Below are 13,171 nucleotides of genomic sequence, written 5' to 3'. Positions count from 1 at the left end.
TCGGCCAGAACCAGATCAACCTTTATTCCGACAGTCCCTGAGGGTCAGAGCCCGGGTATCCGGGGCAACTCCGGTAGGGGGAGCGGCGGCGGAGGCGGGGGAAGTGTCGGCAGCTGGAACTGTGGCAGACCGGGTACGAGCGGGGCCGGTTCCGGCGGGGGTGCCGGAGCCGATGCGTCGGCGGGCGCGCTGTTCTGCGTCTGCGGGGTGAAGGGTGCCTGAGTCGCGCTCTGGGTTTGCGGCTGGTCCGCGGTACGACCCTGGCCGGGGGCCGGGGGCTGCGTGCCGGCCACCGGTGGGGTGCTTTCCGGAGGCGGAGCTACCGCCGGGATCTTCATGGGCTGTGGCAACACTGCTTGCCGCGCCGGTGCCTGCGTGTTCTCTTGCGTGACGGTGGGGTGTGCGTCGGAACCCTGCAGCAACGCGGCGCCGAGGCCGATCGCAGCGACGGCGGTGACGACACTGCCGGCGAGAAGAAGGCCCCGACGCTTCCGCGACGGTGGGGTGGTGTCGACGGTGTGCCGGGTGTCGACGGTGTCGCTCGTCTCGTGTGGCGCGGGTACCTCGGTCGGGAACACGGCCGCGCCGGTTGCCGGGCGGGCCAGCAGCGCCGCACCCTCCGCCGCGACGAGCTCGGGCTGTGCGGGCACGATCACCGGAAGCTCGAGCCACGACTCCATCACGGACGTGACCAGCGGAATGTTCGCGCCGCCGCCGATGAGAACCGCGGCGTCGGGGGTGCGTCCCGAGCGGCGGATGACCTCACGGGTGAGGCGGGCCGACGCCTTCACAGGGCTGTCGATGAGCGAATCGAAGTTGTCCTGGGAGAGCAGCAGCAGGCCACCGTCGCCCGGCATGCACACCGCGCCCTTGGTGGACAGCTGCTCCTTCGCGTCGCGGCACCTGGCGGCGAGGGCGAGCTGTGCTGCGGTGTCGTCGGGCTGGGTGAAGCGGTGCAGTGCGAGGTGGTGGTCGTAGATCAGCCGGTCGACGAGGTCGCCGCTGATCTGGTCCGAGCGTGCGGTGCTCAGCACGATCCCGGTGGTGCGGTCGACGACGGTGACGGTGAGACCGGAACTGCCGAGGTCGTAGAACACGAGCGTCTCGTGGTCGCCGAGCTCCCCGGACGTCTCCAGCATCTCGAGCGCGGCCGTCACTTCGGGCACCAGGTGGAAGTTGCCGATCTCCAGTCGGGTCATCGCGGCCTGGACGGCACCGGCCTGCGCCTGGTTCCGGTACGCGACGCCGATGGCGTCTACCTCGTCGATCTCGTCGGTTTCGGTGAGCACCGTTTCGAGGGATTCGGCGGTCGGGTCCCCCGGCCGTTCGAGCGTCGCGGTCACCGACCGTGACCGGAAGATCGGGCCGTGGGGGCTCTCGGCGTCGCGGCATGCGAAGCGCACAGCGCTGGCCCCGACCGACACACCGAGAACTGACGTCATGACGCCGACTATAACGGTTCGGTCACGGGTCGCGCGAGGTGCCGACCCGGCCGGATCAGCCCGCGACGTCGTGCAGATGGTGCTCGACGTCGTGCAGCAGATACCGGCACAACTGCGTGATGGTGAACCTGCGGCCGTCACTGCGCAGGCCGTCGCGCTCCCAGTCCTCGACGCCCTCGACGATCTCCGCGGTCTCGTCGGTGCGCGCCGCGATCTGCCGGGCGACCTCGGCGGGATCTGCTGCCCAGAACCGCCGACGGATCGCCTCGGCCTCACCGTCGTAATCGGCGAACACCGGGGTGTCCTCGTTGATCATCGCCCGCACTCGTTGTCCGAGGACGGAGATGAGGTCACGCGAGTGGCAGGCATACTCGAGCGTCGACCACACCGTCGGAGCGGGACGCTCGGCGACGTCCGGCCGTCGCAGCACGGCCTGCCAGCGGGGCACGCCCGCTCGCAATCGTGCACCGGTCGTGGCCGGATCGTGCAGCGCGTACCCGCACTCGGGGCACCCTCCGTCGAGCACGAAGGTCCAGTCGCGAGTGTCGGGCGTAGCGGGTTCGGGCGCGATGTCCATGGCACCCATGGTGCCGCCGTACGGGCTCCTCCGGATCCGGATCGATCGGGTCGCCTCGGTATCGCTGTAGCGGCCTTACCGGGCGACCTCGCGGCGGTCGTCGGCGAGCCGTCGCGTGCGGCCCGCCCGGTCGAGTTGGTCGAGCAGCGGGAGCACCACCCGGCGAGTCGTCTGCAGCCGCTCGCGCGCGGCACTGGTCGTGAACGGCTGTTCGAGCTCCCGGAGCCGTGCGACGGCTGCGTCGCCGGCGTCGGGGAGCAGGACGATCCCCGGGGCGACCCGCCACAGCTGCCCGCTGCGATGCGCTGCTCCCAGAGCGCGGTCGTCGAGACCGAGTTCGCGAAGCCGATCGGCGGTCGGGGCGACGAACGGAGCGGCCAGCAGGTCGCGGCGCACCGCGTCGACGGCCTTCCGGACATCGCTCGGCAGCACGTCGGCGCCGGGTCCGACGACCCGGCCTCCGACGACCCGCAGCGGCGGGCGCACCAGCGCTCGGACCAGGTCGGGGGCCGGGAGTCGCAGCTGCGAGGCCAGAACGGTCAACGGGACGGCCGGATCCAGCGGGTGTGCGCGGGCATGCTCTTCGACGAGTGCGGGCAGCCGGTCGGCGACCGCTTTCGCGAAGGCGGGTGCGACGAGCCACGGCCCGACCACCAGGTGGTCGCCCTCCTGGCGAGGAATGCCCAGCTGACGTAGCCGATCCTGGTGCAGGAGTCCGCGGCGGCCGAGCTCGTCGGCCAGGTGTGGAGTGCCGTCGGCGCCCGCGAGTCGGCGGGCGCGGCGTGCCGCGGCACCGCGGCGCCGCAGGCGGGGCGGGTCCGGATCGAGTACGTCGGCCCGCCAGATCATCCGGCGGCCCGGGTCGCGCAGCAGGGCACGGTCACCGATTCGGAGTGGCAACGGCCGGTCGAGGGTGAGTCTGACGAGATCGTCTCCGAGTGGGCGGCAGCGGACACCGACGTCCGCGGCCCCGACGTGCAGCACGGGGCTGACAGGGGGCCGGTCCGAGCCCGTGATGCGCACGTCCACGACGGAAGTGTGATGCCACGCGCCGGGGGTCACGAGCACACGGCCGCGGGCCAGGTCGTCGATTCGGCCGGTGACATTGAGAGCGACCCTGGCCACGCCGCTCACCGCCTCCCGGTCGCGCCCGAGTGCCTGAACCCCGCGCACCCGCAGCGGTGTGTCGCCGAGAGCGAGGGTGTCGCCGACCCGGACCGTCCCGGCGGGAAGCGTTCCGGTGACGACGGTCCCGGCTCCGCGCACGGTGAACCGGCGGTCCACCCAGAGCCGGACATCGGCGTCCGGGTCCGGGTCCGGCAGAGCAGCGACCGTCGTCGCCAGAGCGGCGCGGAGGTCGTCGAGGCCCTCTCCGGTGTGGCCGCTCACGGCGACGACGGGAGCTCCCACCAGACCGGTGCGAGCGACCTCCGCGGCGGCCCGCGCGGCGGCGGGACCCGGATCGGCGAGGTCGGCGCGGGTCACCGCGACGACCGCGTGCCGCACACCCAGGGCGTCGAGCGCGGCGAGGTGCTCGGCTGCCTGGGGCATCCACGGGTCGTCGGCGGCCACCACGAACAGGGCGGCCGGGACCGGGCCCACCCCGGCGAGCATGGTGGTCAGGAACCGCTCGTGTCCGGGGACGTCGACGAAGGCGACCTCTCCCACCCCCGGCCAGGAGGTCCAGCAGTAGCCCAGCTCGATGGTCAGCCCCCGCCGCTGTTCCTCGGCCAGCCGATCGGGGTCGGCCCCGGTCAGCGCTTTCACCAGCGTGGACTTGCCGTGGTCGACGTGCCCCGCGGTCGCGACGACGTGCATCAACGCTCCTCGAGCTCGGCGGCACGTCGTACGGCATCGACCAGGTGGTCGTCCTCCTCGGGAGCGACCGTCAGCAGGTCGAGCAGCAGCCGGCCACGCTCGAGGCGGCCGACGACGGGGGGCTCGCCCCGGCGCAGCGGACCGGAGAGGCGCTCGGGCAGCGCGATCGCGATGCTGGGCAGGGCCACGTCCGGGGCTCCGCCGCCGCCCACCACGCCTTCGGAATCGACCACCTCCGGCTCCGTTTCGGCCGGGAGCGCCGCGCAGATCGTCCGGGCCCGGTGCCGAAGGTCGTCCGGCCGGCGGGCCAGCGCAGCCGGTACGGGAGGCGTCGGTCCGGTCAGCGTGGCCTCGAGCGCCGCCAGGGTGAGCTTGTCGACGCGCAGCGCACGGGCGAACGGGTCGCGTCGCAGCCGCTCCACCAGTCCGGCCTCGCCGAGCAGCAGCCCGGACTGCGGGCCCCCCAGCAGCTTGTCGCCCGAGGCGGTCACGAGGTCGGCTCCGGCGCGCAGCACGCTGGTGGCGTCGGGCTCGTTCGGCAGGCGCGGATGAGGGGCCAGCAGTCCCGACCCGATGTCGGCCACGACGGGAACGCCCAGTCCCGTCAGCTCCCGGACCGACACCGACGACGTGAAGCCGCTGACCGTGAAGTTGGAGGGATGCACTTTGAGAACGAAGGCGGTGTCGGAGTCGACCGCCGCGGCATAGTCGCTCAGGCGCACCCGGTTGGTCGTACCGACCTCCCGCAACCTGGCGCCCACCGACTCCAGCAACTCCGGGATCCGGAAGCCGTCGCCGATCTCGACCAGCTCGCCCCGCGCGATCACGACCGAGCGGCCGCCGCGGGCGAGCACCCGGGTGACCAGTGCGAGGGCGGCGGCGCCGTTGTTGACCACGTGGACGGCGCCGGCGTCGGGCACCTGCGCGGCGAGTGCCTCGAGAGCGCCGCGCCCGCGCCGGCCGCGCCTGCCGGTGGCCAGATCGAGCTCGACGTCGGTCGCGCCGGCCGCCGTGCTCACGGCGTCCACCGCGGCGCGAGAAAGCGGGGCGCGTCCGAGGTTGGTGTGCACCACCACGCCGGTCGCGTTGACCACGCGGCGCAGGGTGGTCGCGCCGGCCGGCAGCAAGGCGACCGCGTGGTCGACGACGGCGGCCGGCTCGATCTCGCCGTCGCGGCACCGCTGCTGGGCCGCGACCACCGCTTCCTTGACCAGACGGGTACCGAGCCGGTCGACGGCCGCACGCAGGCGCGGCTCCGCCAGGACCTGGTCGGTGCGGGGGATTCCCCGCCTCGGATCCGGCACGCGCCTCCTCATCCCACGGCTGACGGAAGAACTGGCGGAGGCGGACGGGAATCGAACCCGCCTGGCCCAGCTACTGGGCCACAACGGTTTTGAAGACCGCGTCCGTCACCAGACGAGAACCGCCTCCGCGCTCACCTTAACCGGAAGTCGAACCCGGGGTCGCAGTCGGCCGTATGTTGAGGCCATGACCGCACACGTCGACCTGCCCGAGGGCACCTTCCGGCTCACCCAGTTCGCCGCCGGTGGCGGCTGCGCCTGCAAGGTCCCGCCGGGTGAGCTCGAGCGAGTGCTCGGTGGCCTACCGGGAGGCCGCGCGACCGGCGACCTGTTGGTCGGTGTGGAGAACGGTGACGACGGCGCCGCGGTCCGGATCGACCCGGCGCCCGACGGGAGCGGCCGGGCGGTGATCGTGACTGCCGACTTCTTCACCCCGGTCGTCGACGACCCCTACGACTGGGGACGAATCGCCGCCACCAACGCCATGTCCGACGTCTACGCGATGGGGGGCACGCCGATAGTTGCGGTCAACCTGCTCGGCTGGCCGCGGGAGATCGTCCCCTTCGAACTGGCCGCCGAGGTGATGCGGGGCGGTGCCGACGCGTGCGCCGAGGCCGGCGCTCACCTCGCCGGCGGACACAGCATCGACGACCGCGAGCCGAAGTACGGGCTCGCGGTCACCGGGCTGGGGGACCCGGATCGGTTGCTGCGCAACGACGCTGCCGAGCCGGGCCTGCCGCTCACCCTCACCAAGCCGCTCGGTCTCGGCATCCTCAACAACCGCCACAAGGCCACTGGCGAGCGGTTCGGCGAGGCGGTCGCGGTGATGACGACCCTCAACCGCGACGCGGCACAGCTCGCCCACGCGGGCGGGGTCCGTGCCGCCACCGACGTGACGGGCTTCGGCCTGCTCGGGCACCTGATGAAGATGATGCGGGCCAGCGGCACGACTGCCGTCCTCGACGCCGCGAGCGTGCCGTATGTCGGCGGGGCGAGGGAATCGCTCGCCGAGGGGTTCGTGCCGGGCGGGAGTCGCCGCAACCTCGAGTGGGTTCGCGAGGAGGTGGATGCCGACATGGACGAGGACGAACTGCTCCTGCTCGCCGACGCGCAGACGTCCGGCGGCCTGTTGGTCGTCGGGGAATTGCCCGGTCATCCCGTCATCGGCGAAGTGGTTCCCGCGGGCGAGCACGCGATCCGGGTGCGCTGACCCCACGGCCGGCGGACAGGCCGCACACCTGCACGGGATCCCGAATACTCGGCACGAAGTGTGGGTAGACGGTAACTTCGAGAACGAGCGCGCAGGAGAGGAGGACCGATGGCGGAGAAGGACTCGTCCCTCCCGTGGCCCGTCCTGCGCCAGTTCCTCGGTAAGGATCTGCTCGGGCGCGGCAAGGCGGCGCGGTCGCGACGTACCGACGAGATCGAACCGCGCACCTCGACCGCCGATCGGGTCGCGCGCAGTGTGTGTCCCTACTGCGCCGTCGGATGCGGACAGAAGATCTTCGTCAAGGACGAGCAGATCGTCCAGATCGAAGGGGATCCCGACAGCCCGGTGAATCGGGGGCGACTGTGTCCCAAGGGATCTGCGAGCAAGAATCTCGTCACCAGCGACCTGCGCGAGACCCGGGTCCGCTACCGCCGGCCCTACGGCACCGAATGGGAAGACCTCGACCTCGACACGGCCATGGAGATGGTCGTCGACCGCGTGCTGCAGACCCGGCACGACACCTGGCAAGAACTCGACGAGAAGGGTCGCCGCGTCCGGCGCACGATGGGCATCGCCAGCCTCGGCGGTGCCACGCTGGACAACGAGGAGAACTACCTCATCAAGAAGCTGTTCACGGCGATGGGGGCGATCCAGGTCGAGAACCAGGCCCGCATATGACACTCCGCCACCGTCCCCGGTCTGGGGACCAGCTTCGGGCGCGGCGGCGCCACCGGCTACACAGCCGATCTGGCCAACGCTGACTGCATCGTCATTCAGGGCTCCAACATGGCCGAGGCCCACCCGGTGGGCTTCCAGTGGGTCGTGGAGGCCCAGAAGCGGGGTGCCCGCGTCATCCACGTCGATCCGCGCTTCACCCGCACCAGCGCGGTGGCGGACACGCACGTGCCGATCCGGGTCGGCAGCGACATCGCCTTCCTCGGCGGCATCGTCAACTACGTACTGAGCAACGAGCTGGATTTCCGCGAGTACGTCGTCAACTACACCAACGCCCCGGTGCTCGTCAGCGACAAGTTCGTCGACACCGACGACCTCGACGGTCTCTTCTCGGGCTTCGATCCCGAGAAGCGGACCTACGACCCGACGAGCTGGCAGTACGACGTCGAGGACGAGCCGGGCGACCTGCACGAGTCCCAGGCCGACACCTCCGAGGATCACGCGAAGCACCGGGCGACCGCTGCAGGTATGCAGCACGAGGCGCACGGCATCCAGACTGCGGGCCACCCGAGGCGCGACGACACCCTGCAGCACCCCCGCTGCGTCTACCAGATCCTCAGGAGGCACTTCGCCCGCTACACCCCCGAGATGGTGGAGCAGGTGTGCGGCGTCTCGCAGGCGGATTTCCTCGACGTCTGCCGAGCGTGGACGGAGAACTCCGGTCGCGAGCGGACGACCGCGCTGGTCTACAGCGTGGGCTGGACCCAGCACAGCGTAGGTGTGCAGTACATCCGCACCGGCGCAATCCTGCAGCTGTTGCTCGGCAACATGGGCCGTCCGGGCGGCGGCATCATGGCGCTGCGCGGCCACGCGAGTATCCAGGGCTCCACCGACATTCCGACCCTGTACAACCTCCTTCCGGGTTACCTGCCGATGCCCAATCCCGACGAGCACGGGTCGCTCTCGGACTGGATCGACGCCGTCCGCAAGCCCGGGAGCAAGGGCTTCTGGTCGAAGGCCGACGCGTATGCGGTGAACCTGCTCAAGGCGTACTGGGGCGACGTGGCCACCGCGGACAACGACTTCTGCTACGACTACATGCCCAAGATCACCGGCGACCACGGCACCTACCGGTCGGTGCTCGACATGATCGACGGAAAGGTCAAGGGCTACTTCCTCCTCGGCCAGAACCCGGCGGTGGGGTCCGCCCACGGCCGGGCCCAGCGGCTCGGGATGGCGAATCTCGACTGGCTCGTGGTGCGCGATCTGTTCGAGATCGAGAGTGCGAGCTTCTGGAAGGACGCGCCGGAGGTCGAGACCGGGGAGATCGTGACCGAGGAGTGCGGCACCGAGGTGTTCCTGTTCCCGGCGGCCTCCTATGCGGAGAAGGAAGGCACCTTCACGCAGACCCAGCGGATGCTGCAGTGGCGCGAGAAGGCTGTCGAGCCGCCGGAGGACTGCCGGTCGGAGTTGTGGTTCTTCTACCATCTCGGGCGCATGATGCGGGAACGCCTGGCAGGGTCGACCGACGAGCGCGACCGTCCGCTGCTCGACCTGGCGTGGGATTATCCCGTGCACGGGGAGCACGACGAGCCCAGCGCCGAGGCGGTGCTGAGGGAGATCAACGGATACGACATCGCGACCCGACGGCCGCTGTCGTCGTTCACCGAGATGAAGGCCGACGGCTCCACGCTGGGTGGCTGCTGGATCTACTCCGGTGTGTATGCCGACGGGGTCAACCAGGCCGATCGCCGCAAGTCCCGCCACGAGCAGTCGCTCGTCGCTCCGGAGTGGGGCTGGGCGTGGCCGATGAACCGCCGCATCCTCTACAACCGGGCCTCCGCCGACCCCGAAGGCAGGCCGTGGAGCGAACGCAAGGCCTACGTGTGGTGGGACGCCGACACGCAGCAATGGACCGGCGAGGACGTGCCGGACTTCGAGAAGACGAAGCCGCCGAGCTACCGCTCGGCCGTGGGCTCCGAAGGTATCGAGGCCATCGAGGGCATCGATCCCTTCATCATGCAGGGCGACGGCAAGGGTGCGCTCTACGTGCCGCAGGGACTCGTCGACGGCCCGATGCCGACCCACTACGAACCCGTCGAGTCGCCGTTCCGCAATCCGTTCTACGGGCAGCAGGCCAACCCGACGCGTGTGGAATACCGGCGCGACGACAACCCGATGAACCCGGCACCGCCGGAGGAACACGTCGACGTCTTCCCCTTCGTCTTCACGACGAGCCGGCTCACCGAACATCACACCGCGGGCGGCATGAGTCGCTATCTCGAACACCTCGCCGAACTGCAACCCGAGATGTTCGTGGAGGTCTCTCCCGCCCTGGCCGCCGAGCGCGGACTCGAGCACATGGGCTGGTGCCACGTGATCACCGCACGTTCGGCGATCGAAGGCCGCGTGCTGGTGACCGACCGACTGCGACCGCTGAAGGTCGAGGGCCGGACCGTCCACCAGGTGTGGATGCCCTATCACTGGGGCAGCGGCGGCAAGGTGACGGGCGACTCGACCAACGATCTGATCGGGATCGCGCTGGACCCCAACGTGCTCATCCAGGAAAGCAAGGTCGGCACGTGCGATGTGCGTGCAGGACGCCGCCCGACCGGAGCGGCGCTCCGGGAGTACGTCGAGGGATACGCGCGCCGGGCCGGGGTAACCGACGGTGTCTACCCGCCCATCGTCACGGTCGCGAGCGACCCCATCGGCACCGTCTCGGACGGTGCGCGCACCCCGGAGGAGAACGAGTGACCGGCCGCAACAGTCTTTTCGGACCGCTCGATCCGGCACCCGACGCCGGTTACGAGGATTCGCCGGCGCGGAAGGGCTTCTTCACCGACACCAGCGTGTGCATCGGCTGCAAGGCCTGCGAGGTCGCCTGCAAGGAGTGGAACGACGTCCCCGAGAACCTCTTCGCGATGCTCGGCACGTCCTACGACAACAGCCATTCGCTCAACGCCAACCAGTGGCGTCACGTCGCCTTCATCGAGCGACCGGCCGAGAAGCAGGCATCGGTGTCGCTGGGGATGCCCACCGTCGGGGCGGGGGCCAGCGACCGCCCGGACGAGGAGAAGCCGGATTTCCAGTGGCTGATGTCCTCGGACGTCTGCAAGCACTGCACCCACGCCGCCTGCCTCGACGTGTGCCCCACCGGGTCGTTGTTCCGCAGCGAGTTCGGCACGGTGGTCGTGCAGGACGAGATCTGCAACGGCTGCGGTTACTGTGTGGCCGCCTGTCCGTACGGCGTCATCGACCGCCGCAAGGGACCGGACGGTGACCCGAAGGTCGGCATCGCCCAGAAGTGCACGCTGTGCTACGACCGGCTCACCGACAACCAGACACCCGCGTGCGCGCAGGCGTGCCCCACCGAGTCGATCCAGTACGGCGACGTCGAGGAATTGCGTGCGCGGGCCGACGAACGACTCGCCCTGTTGCACGAGCGGGGCGTGGCGGAGGCACGGCTGTACGGCAACGATCCCGAGGACGGGGTCGGCGGAACCGGCGCCTTCTTCCTGCTCCTCGACGAGCCCGAGGTCTACGGCCTGCCTCCGGACCCGGTGGTGACCACCAAGGACCTGCCGGAGATGTGGAACCGGGCTGCCGTCGCGGCGGTCGCGATGCTGGCGGGCGCGGCCGTGTCGTTCCTGAGGAGGCGCGGATGACCCAGGTGCAGCACGGCGGCAGCCCGGGCAGCCCGCACCGGTCGGGAGCCGGTCGCGGTGGCGACCAGCTGATGGTGCCGGAGGCCGACTTCGACTCCTACTACGGGCGCCCCATCGTGAAGCCGGCACCCTGGGAACACGACATCGCCGTCTACCTGTTCACCGGAGGGGTGGCGGCCGGATCCTCGTTGCTCGCCGCGGGCGCGGACCTGACCGGCCGTCCTGCGTTGCGTCGGGTCGCCCGGTTCGGGTCGCTCGCGTCATTGCTCGTCAGTGTGGTCGCCCTCGTCCACGACCTGGGCAAACCGAGCCGTTTCCTCAACATGCTGCGGGTGGCCAAGCCGACCTCGCCGATGTCGGTCGGCACCTGGATCCTGTCCCTGCACGGTCCGTTCGCGGGCGTCGCCGCGGCAGCGGAACTGGCCGCAATGCTGCCCATCCGATGGCAGCGCGGACCGGTCCGGCTCCTGCTCGCCCTCGGCCGGTCCGCCGGGATCGTGGGGGCCGTGACCGCGCCACCCGTGGCCGCCTACACCGGAGTGCTGCTGTCCGACACCGCCACCCCGGCCTGGCACTCCGCCTACAAGGAACTGCCCTTCGTGTTCTGCGGGTCGGCGGCCGCCGCGTCCGGCGGTCTCGGCATCCTGGGTGCGCCGGTCGCCGAGGCCGGACCCGCGCGCGCCTTCGCTGTGGGCGGCGCGCTCGTCGAACTCGCGACCGAGCAGCGGATGGAACAGTCGATGGGTCTGCCGGCCGAGACGCTCCACCGGGACAGGGCCGGACGACTCATGAAGGCCAGCAAGGCATTGACGACGGCAGGTGCCGTCGGTGCCCTCGTCGGCCGTCGCAACCGGGCGCTGTCGATGGTTTCCGGTGCCGCACTCATGGCCGGTTCGCTGTGCACTCGTCTCGGCGTCTACGAAGCCGGCATCGCCTCGGCGAAGGACCCCAAGTACACCGTCGTCCCGCAGCGTGACCGGGTCGATCGCGGGGAACCCGTGCGTTATCGGAGCTGACGGTCCGGCTCCCGGGCACAACGAAGGAGAACGGCATGGACTCCGAGAAGGTTACGCACGAGCGGCGCGACATCACTGCACGGGACGCACAACCGCCGGGAAGCTTCCGCTGGTTGCTGGTGGCCGGAGGACTACTGCTGCAGTTCTCGATCGGCGCGGTCTACGCCTGGTCGGTCTTCGGCGGTGCACTGGAGAGCGCCGACTCCTGGCAGCTCAGCACGGTCCAGGCCTCGTTGCCGTTCACCGTCACCATCGGCATGATCTTCGTCGGCACCTACGCCGGGGGTCGACTACAGGACGTGAAGGGCCCCCGCATCGTCGCGCTCATCGGGGGTGTCGTCTACGCCCTCGGCATCCTCCTCGCCTCGTTCACCAACGGTGCCGAGGACTACTGGCTGCTCATCCTCGGATACGGCATCATCAGTGGCTTCGGGCTGGGCTTCGCATACATCGTCCCGATCGCCATGCTGCAGAAGTGGTTCCCCGACAAGACCGGTCTCATCACCGGATTGGCGGTGGGCGGCTTCGGATTCGGCGCAGTGCTCACGTCGCCGGTCGCGCAGTGGCTGATCAACCGGAACCCCGAGGACCCGACGAGCGCGTTCCTGCCCCTGGGCATCGCCTATCTCGTGATGTCCCTGGCCGGCGCAGCACTCTTCCGCAATCCGCCCGAGGGCTATACGGTGCCCGGGTACGAGCCTGCTTCCGAGAACGGGGCGGGAGCCGACGGTGGTAAGGAGTTCACCCAGGGTGAGGCCTTGCGCACGCCCCAGTGGTATCTCCTGACCGCGATCCTCACCCTCAGCGTCGCAGCGGGAATATCCCTGATCTCCCAGGCCAAGCCGAGCGCTACGGACATCGCGGGCTTCAGCGTCACCGGTGCGGCGGCACTGGTGGGTGTGCTGGCGATCTTCAACGGAGCAGGCCGGATCGTGTGGGCGGCCGTTTCCGACTACCTCGGCCGGATGAAGACCTTCACCGCCATTCTCGTGCTCCAGGGTGTGTGTCTGATCGTGTTGCCGCACGCCGACAACATGGTCCTGTTCTCGATCCTGGCTGCGATCGTCTACCTGTGTTACGGCGGCACTTTCGGCACCATGCCCGCCACCGCCGGCGACTTCTTCGGGGTCCGCCACGCCGGTGCCATCTACGGATTGATGCTCGTCGGCTGGAGCCTCGGGGGCATCATCGGCCCGATCGTCACCTCCGCGCTGATCGGCGAGGACAAGGCCTACACCCTCGCCTACACCACCATCGGCATCATCGCTCTGGCGTCGGTGCTGCTGACGGTCGTCACCAAAGTTCCCGCAGCACGACGGACTCCGCCGCGATCCAGCTCTGAGGCACGTCTGCTGTGACGTGGCGAATCCACTGCTGAGCAAGGGCGTCGATCGAGGCCCATCGTCGAGCCAGCGGGGGCCCGCCGGTGTGGGGTGGGGTGTCGGGGGCGCGAGGGCGGGGACT

At 70.2% G+C, this 13,171-nt stretch carries 9 protein-coding genes and 1 tRNA gene; 5 read left to right on the top strand and 5 right to left on the bottom strand.

The window, feature by feature from the left end; genetic code table 11:
• Nucleotides 1-44: 44 nt before the first annotated feature.
• The 5 genes from QYS60_RS21260 to QYS60_RS21240 form a co-directional block, all read right to left on the bottom strand.
• Nucleotides 45-1,442 carry an Hsp70 family protein gene (locus tag QYS60_RS21260; protein WP_371384199.1) on the bottom strand — a complete coding sequence of 466 codons (1,398 nt, stop codon included), beginning with the start codon at nucleotides 1,440-1,442 and terminating at the stop codon, nucleotides 45-47.
• 55 nt (nucleotides 1,443-1,497) lie between these two features.
• Nucleotides 1,498-2,019: a DinB family protein gene (locus QYS60_RS21255; protein WP_371384198.1), complete on the bottom strand. Its 522-nt coding sequence runs from the start codon at nucleotides 2,017-2,019 to the stop codon at nucleotides 1,498-1,500.
• A 75-nt stretch (nucleotides 2,020-2,094) separates the two neighbouring features.
• Nucleotides 2,095-3,837, bottom strand: coding sequence for a selenocysteine-specific translation elongation factor (selB, locus tag QYS60_RS21250; RefSeq protein ID WP_371384197.1), 1,743 nt, complete (start codon nucleotides 3,835-3,837; stop codon nucleotides 2,095-2,097).
• Nucleotides 3,837-5,141, bottom strand: a complete 1,305-nt coding sequence (selA, locus tag QYS60_RS21245) for an L-seryl-tRNA(Sec) selenium transferase (RefSeq protein ID WP_371384196.1) — start codon at nucleotides 5,139-5,141, stop codon at nucleotides 3,837-3,839. The genes selB and selA overlap by 1 nt, the downstream gene beginning before the upstream one ends.
• Nucleotides 5,142-5,173: 32 nt before the next feature.
• Nucleotides 5,174-5,268: transfer RNA gene (locus QYS60_RS21240), tRNA-Sec, on the bottom strand.
• Nucleotides 5,269-5,325: 57 nt separating this feature from the next.
• Between QYS60_RS21240 and selD the strand changes: the two genes are divergently transcribed.
• The 5 genes from selD (at nucleotide 5,326) to QYS60_RS21215 (ending at nucleotide 13,065) form a co-directional block, all read left to right on the top strand.
• Complete coding sequence (selD, locus tag QYS60_RS21235; RefSeq protein ID WP_371384195.1) at nucleotides 5,326-6,348, top strand: selenide, water dikinase SelD; 1,023 nt, start codon at nucleotides 5,326-5,328, stop codon at nucleotides 6,346-6,348.
• Nucleotides 6,349-6,456: 108 nt separating this feature from the next.
• A complete protein-coding gene (gene fdh, locus QYS60_RS21230; protein WP_371384194.1) occupies nucleotides 6,457-9,780 on the top strand; it encodes a formate dehydrogenase in 3,324 nt (1,107 codons plus the stop codon).
• The gene (locus tag QYS60_RS21225) at nucleotides 9,777-10,691 is read left to right on the top strand and encodes a 4Fe-4S dicluster domain-containing protein (RefSeq protein WP_371384193.1); all 915 of its coding nucleotides are present in this window, start codon (nucleotides 9,777-9,779) and stop codon (nucleotides 10,689-10,691) included. The genes fdh and QYS60_RS21225 overlap by 4 nt, the downstream gene beginning before the upstream one ends.
• Nucleotides 10,688-11,707 (top strand): NrfD/PsrC family molybdoenzyme membrane anchor subunit, encoded by a 1,020-nt coding sequence (gene nrfD / locus QYS60_RS21220; protein WP_371384192.1) that lies wholly within the window; start codon nucleotides 10,688-10,690, stop codon nucleotides 11,705-11,707. The genes QYS60_RS21225 and nrfD overlap by 4 nt, the downstream gene beginning before the upstream one ends.
• 35 nt (nucleotides 11,708-11,742) lie before the next feature.
• Nucleotides 11,743-13,065 carry an OFA family MFS transporter gene (locus QYS60_RS21215; protein WP_371384191.1) on the top strand — a complete coding sequence of 441 codons (1,323 nt, stop codon included), beginning with the start codon at nucleotides 11,743-11,745 and terminating at the stop codon, nucleotides 13,063-13,065.
• The last annotated feature ends 106 nt before the right edge of the window (nucleotides 13,066-13,171 follow it).

The organism is Rhodococcus sp. GXMU-t2271, assembly GCF_041414735.1.
Taxonomy (GTDB): Bacteria; Actinomycetota; Actinomycetes; order Mycobacteriales; family Mycobacteriaceae; genus Rhodococcus; species Rhodococcus indonesiensis.
This window is presented reverse-complemented; position numbering and strand designations above follow the sequence as displayed.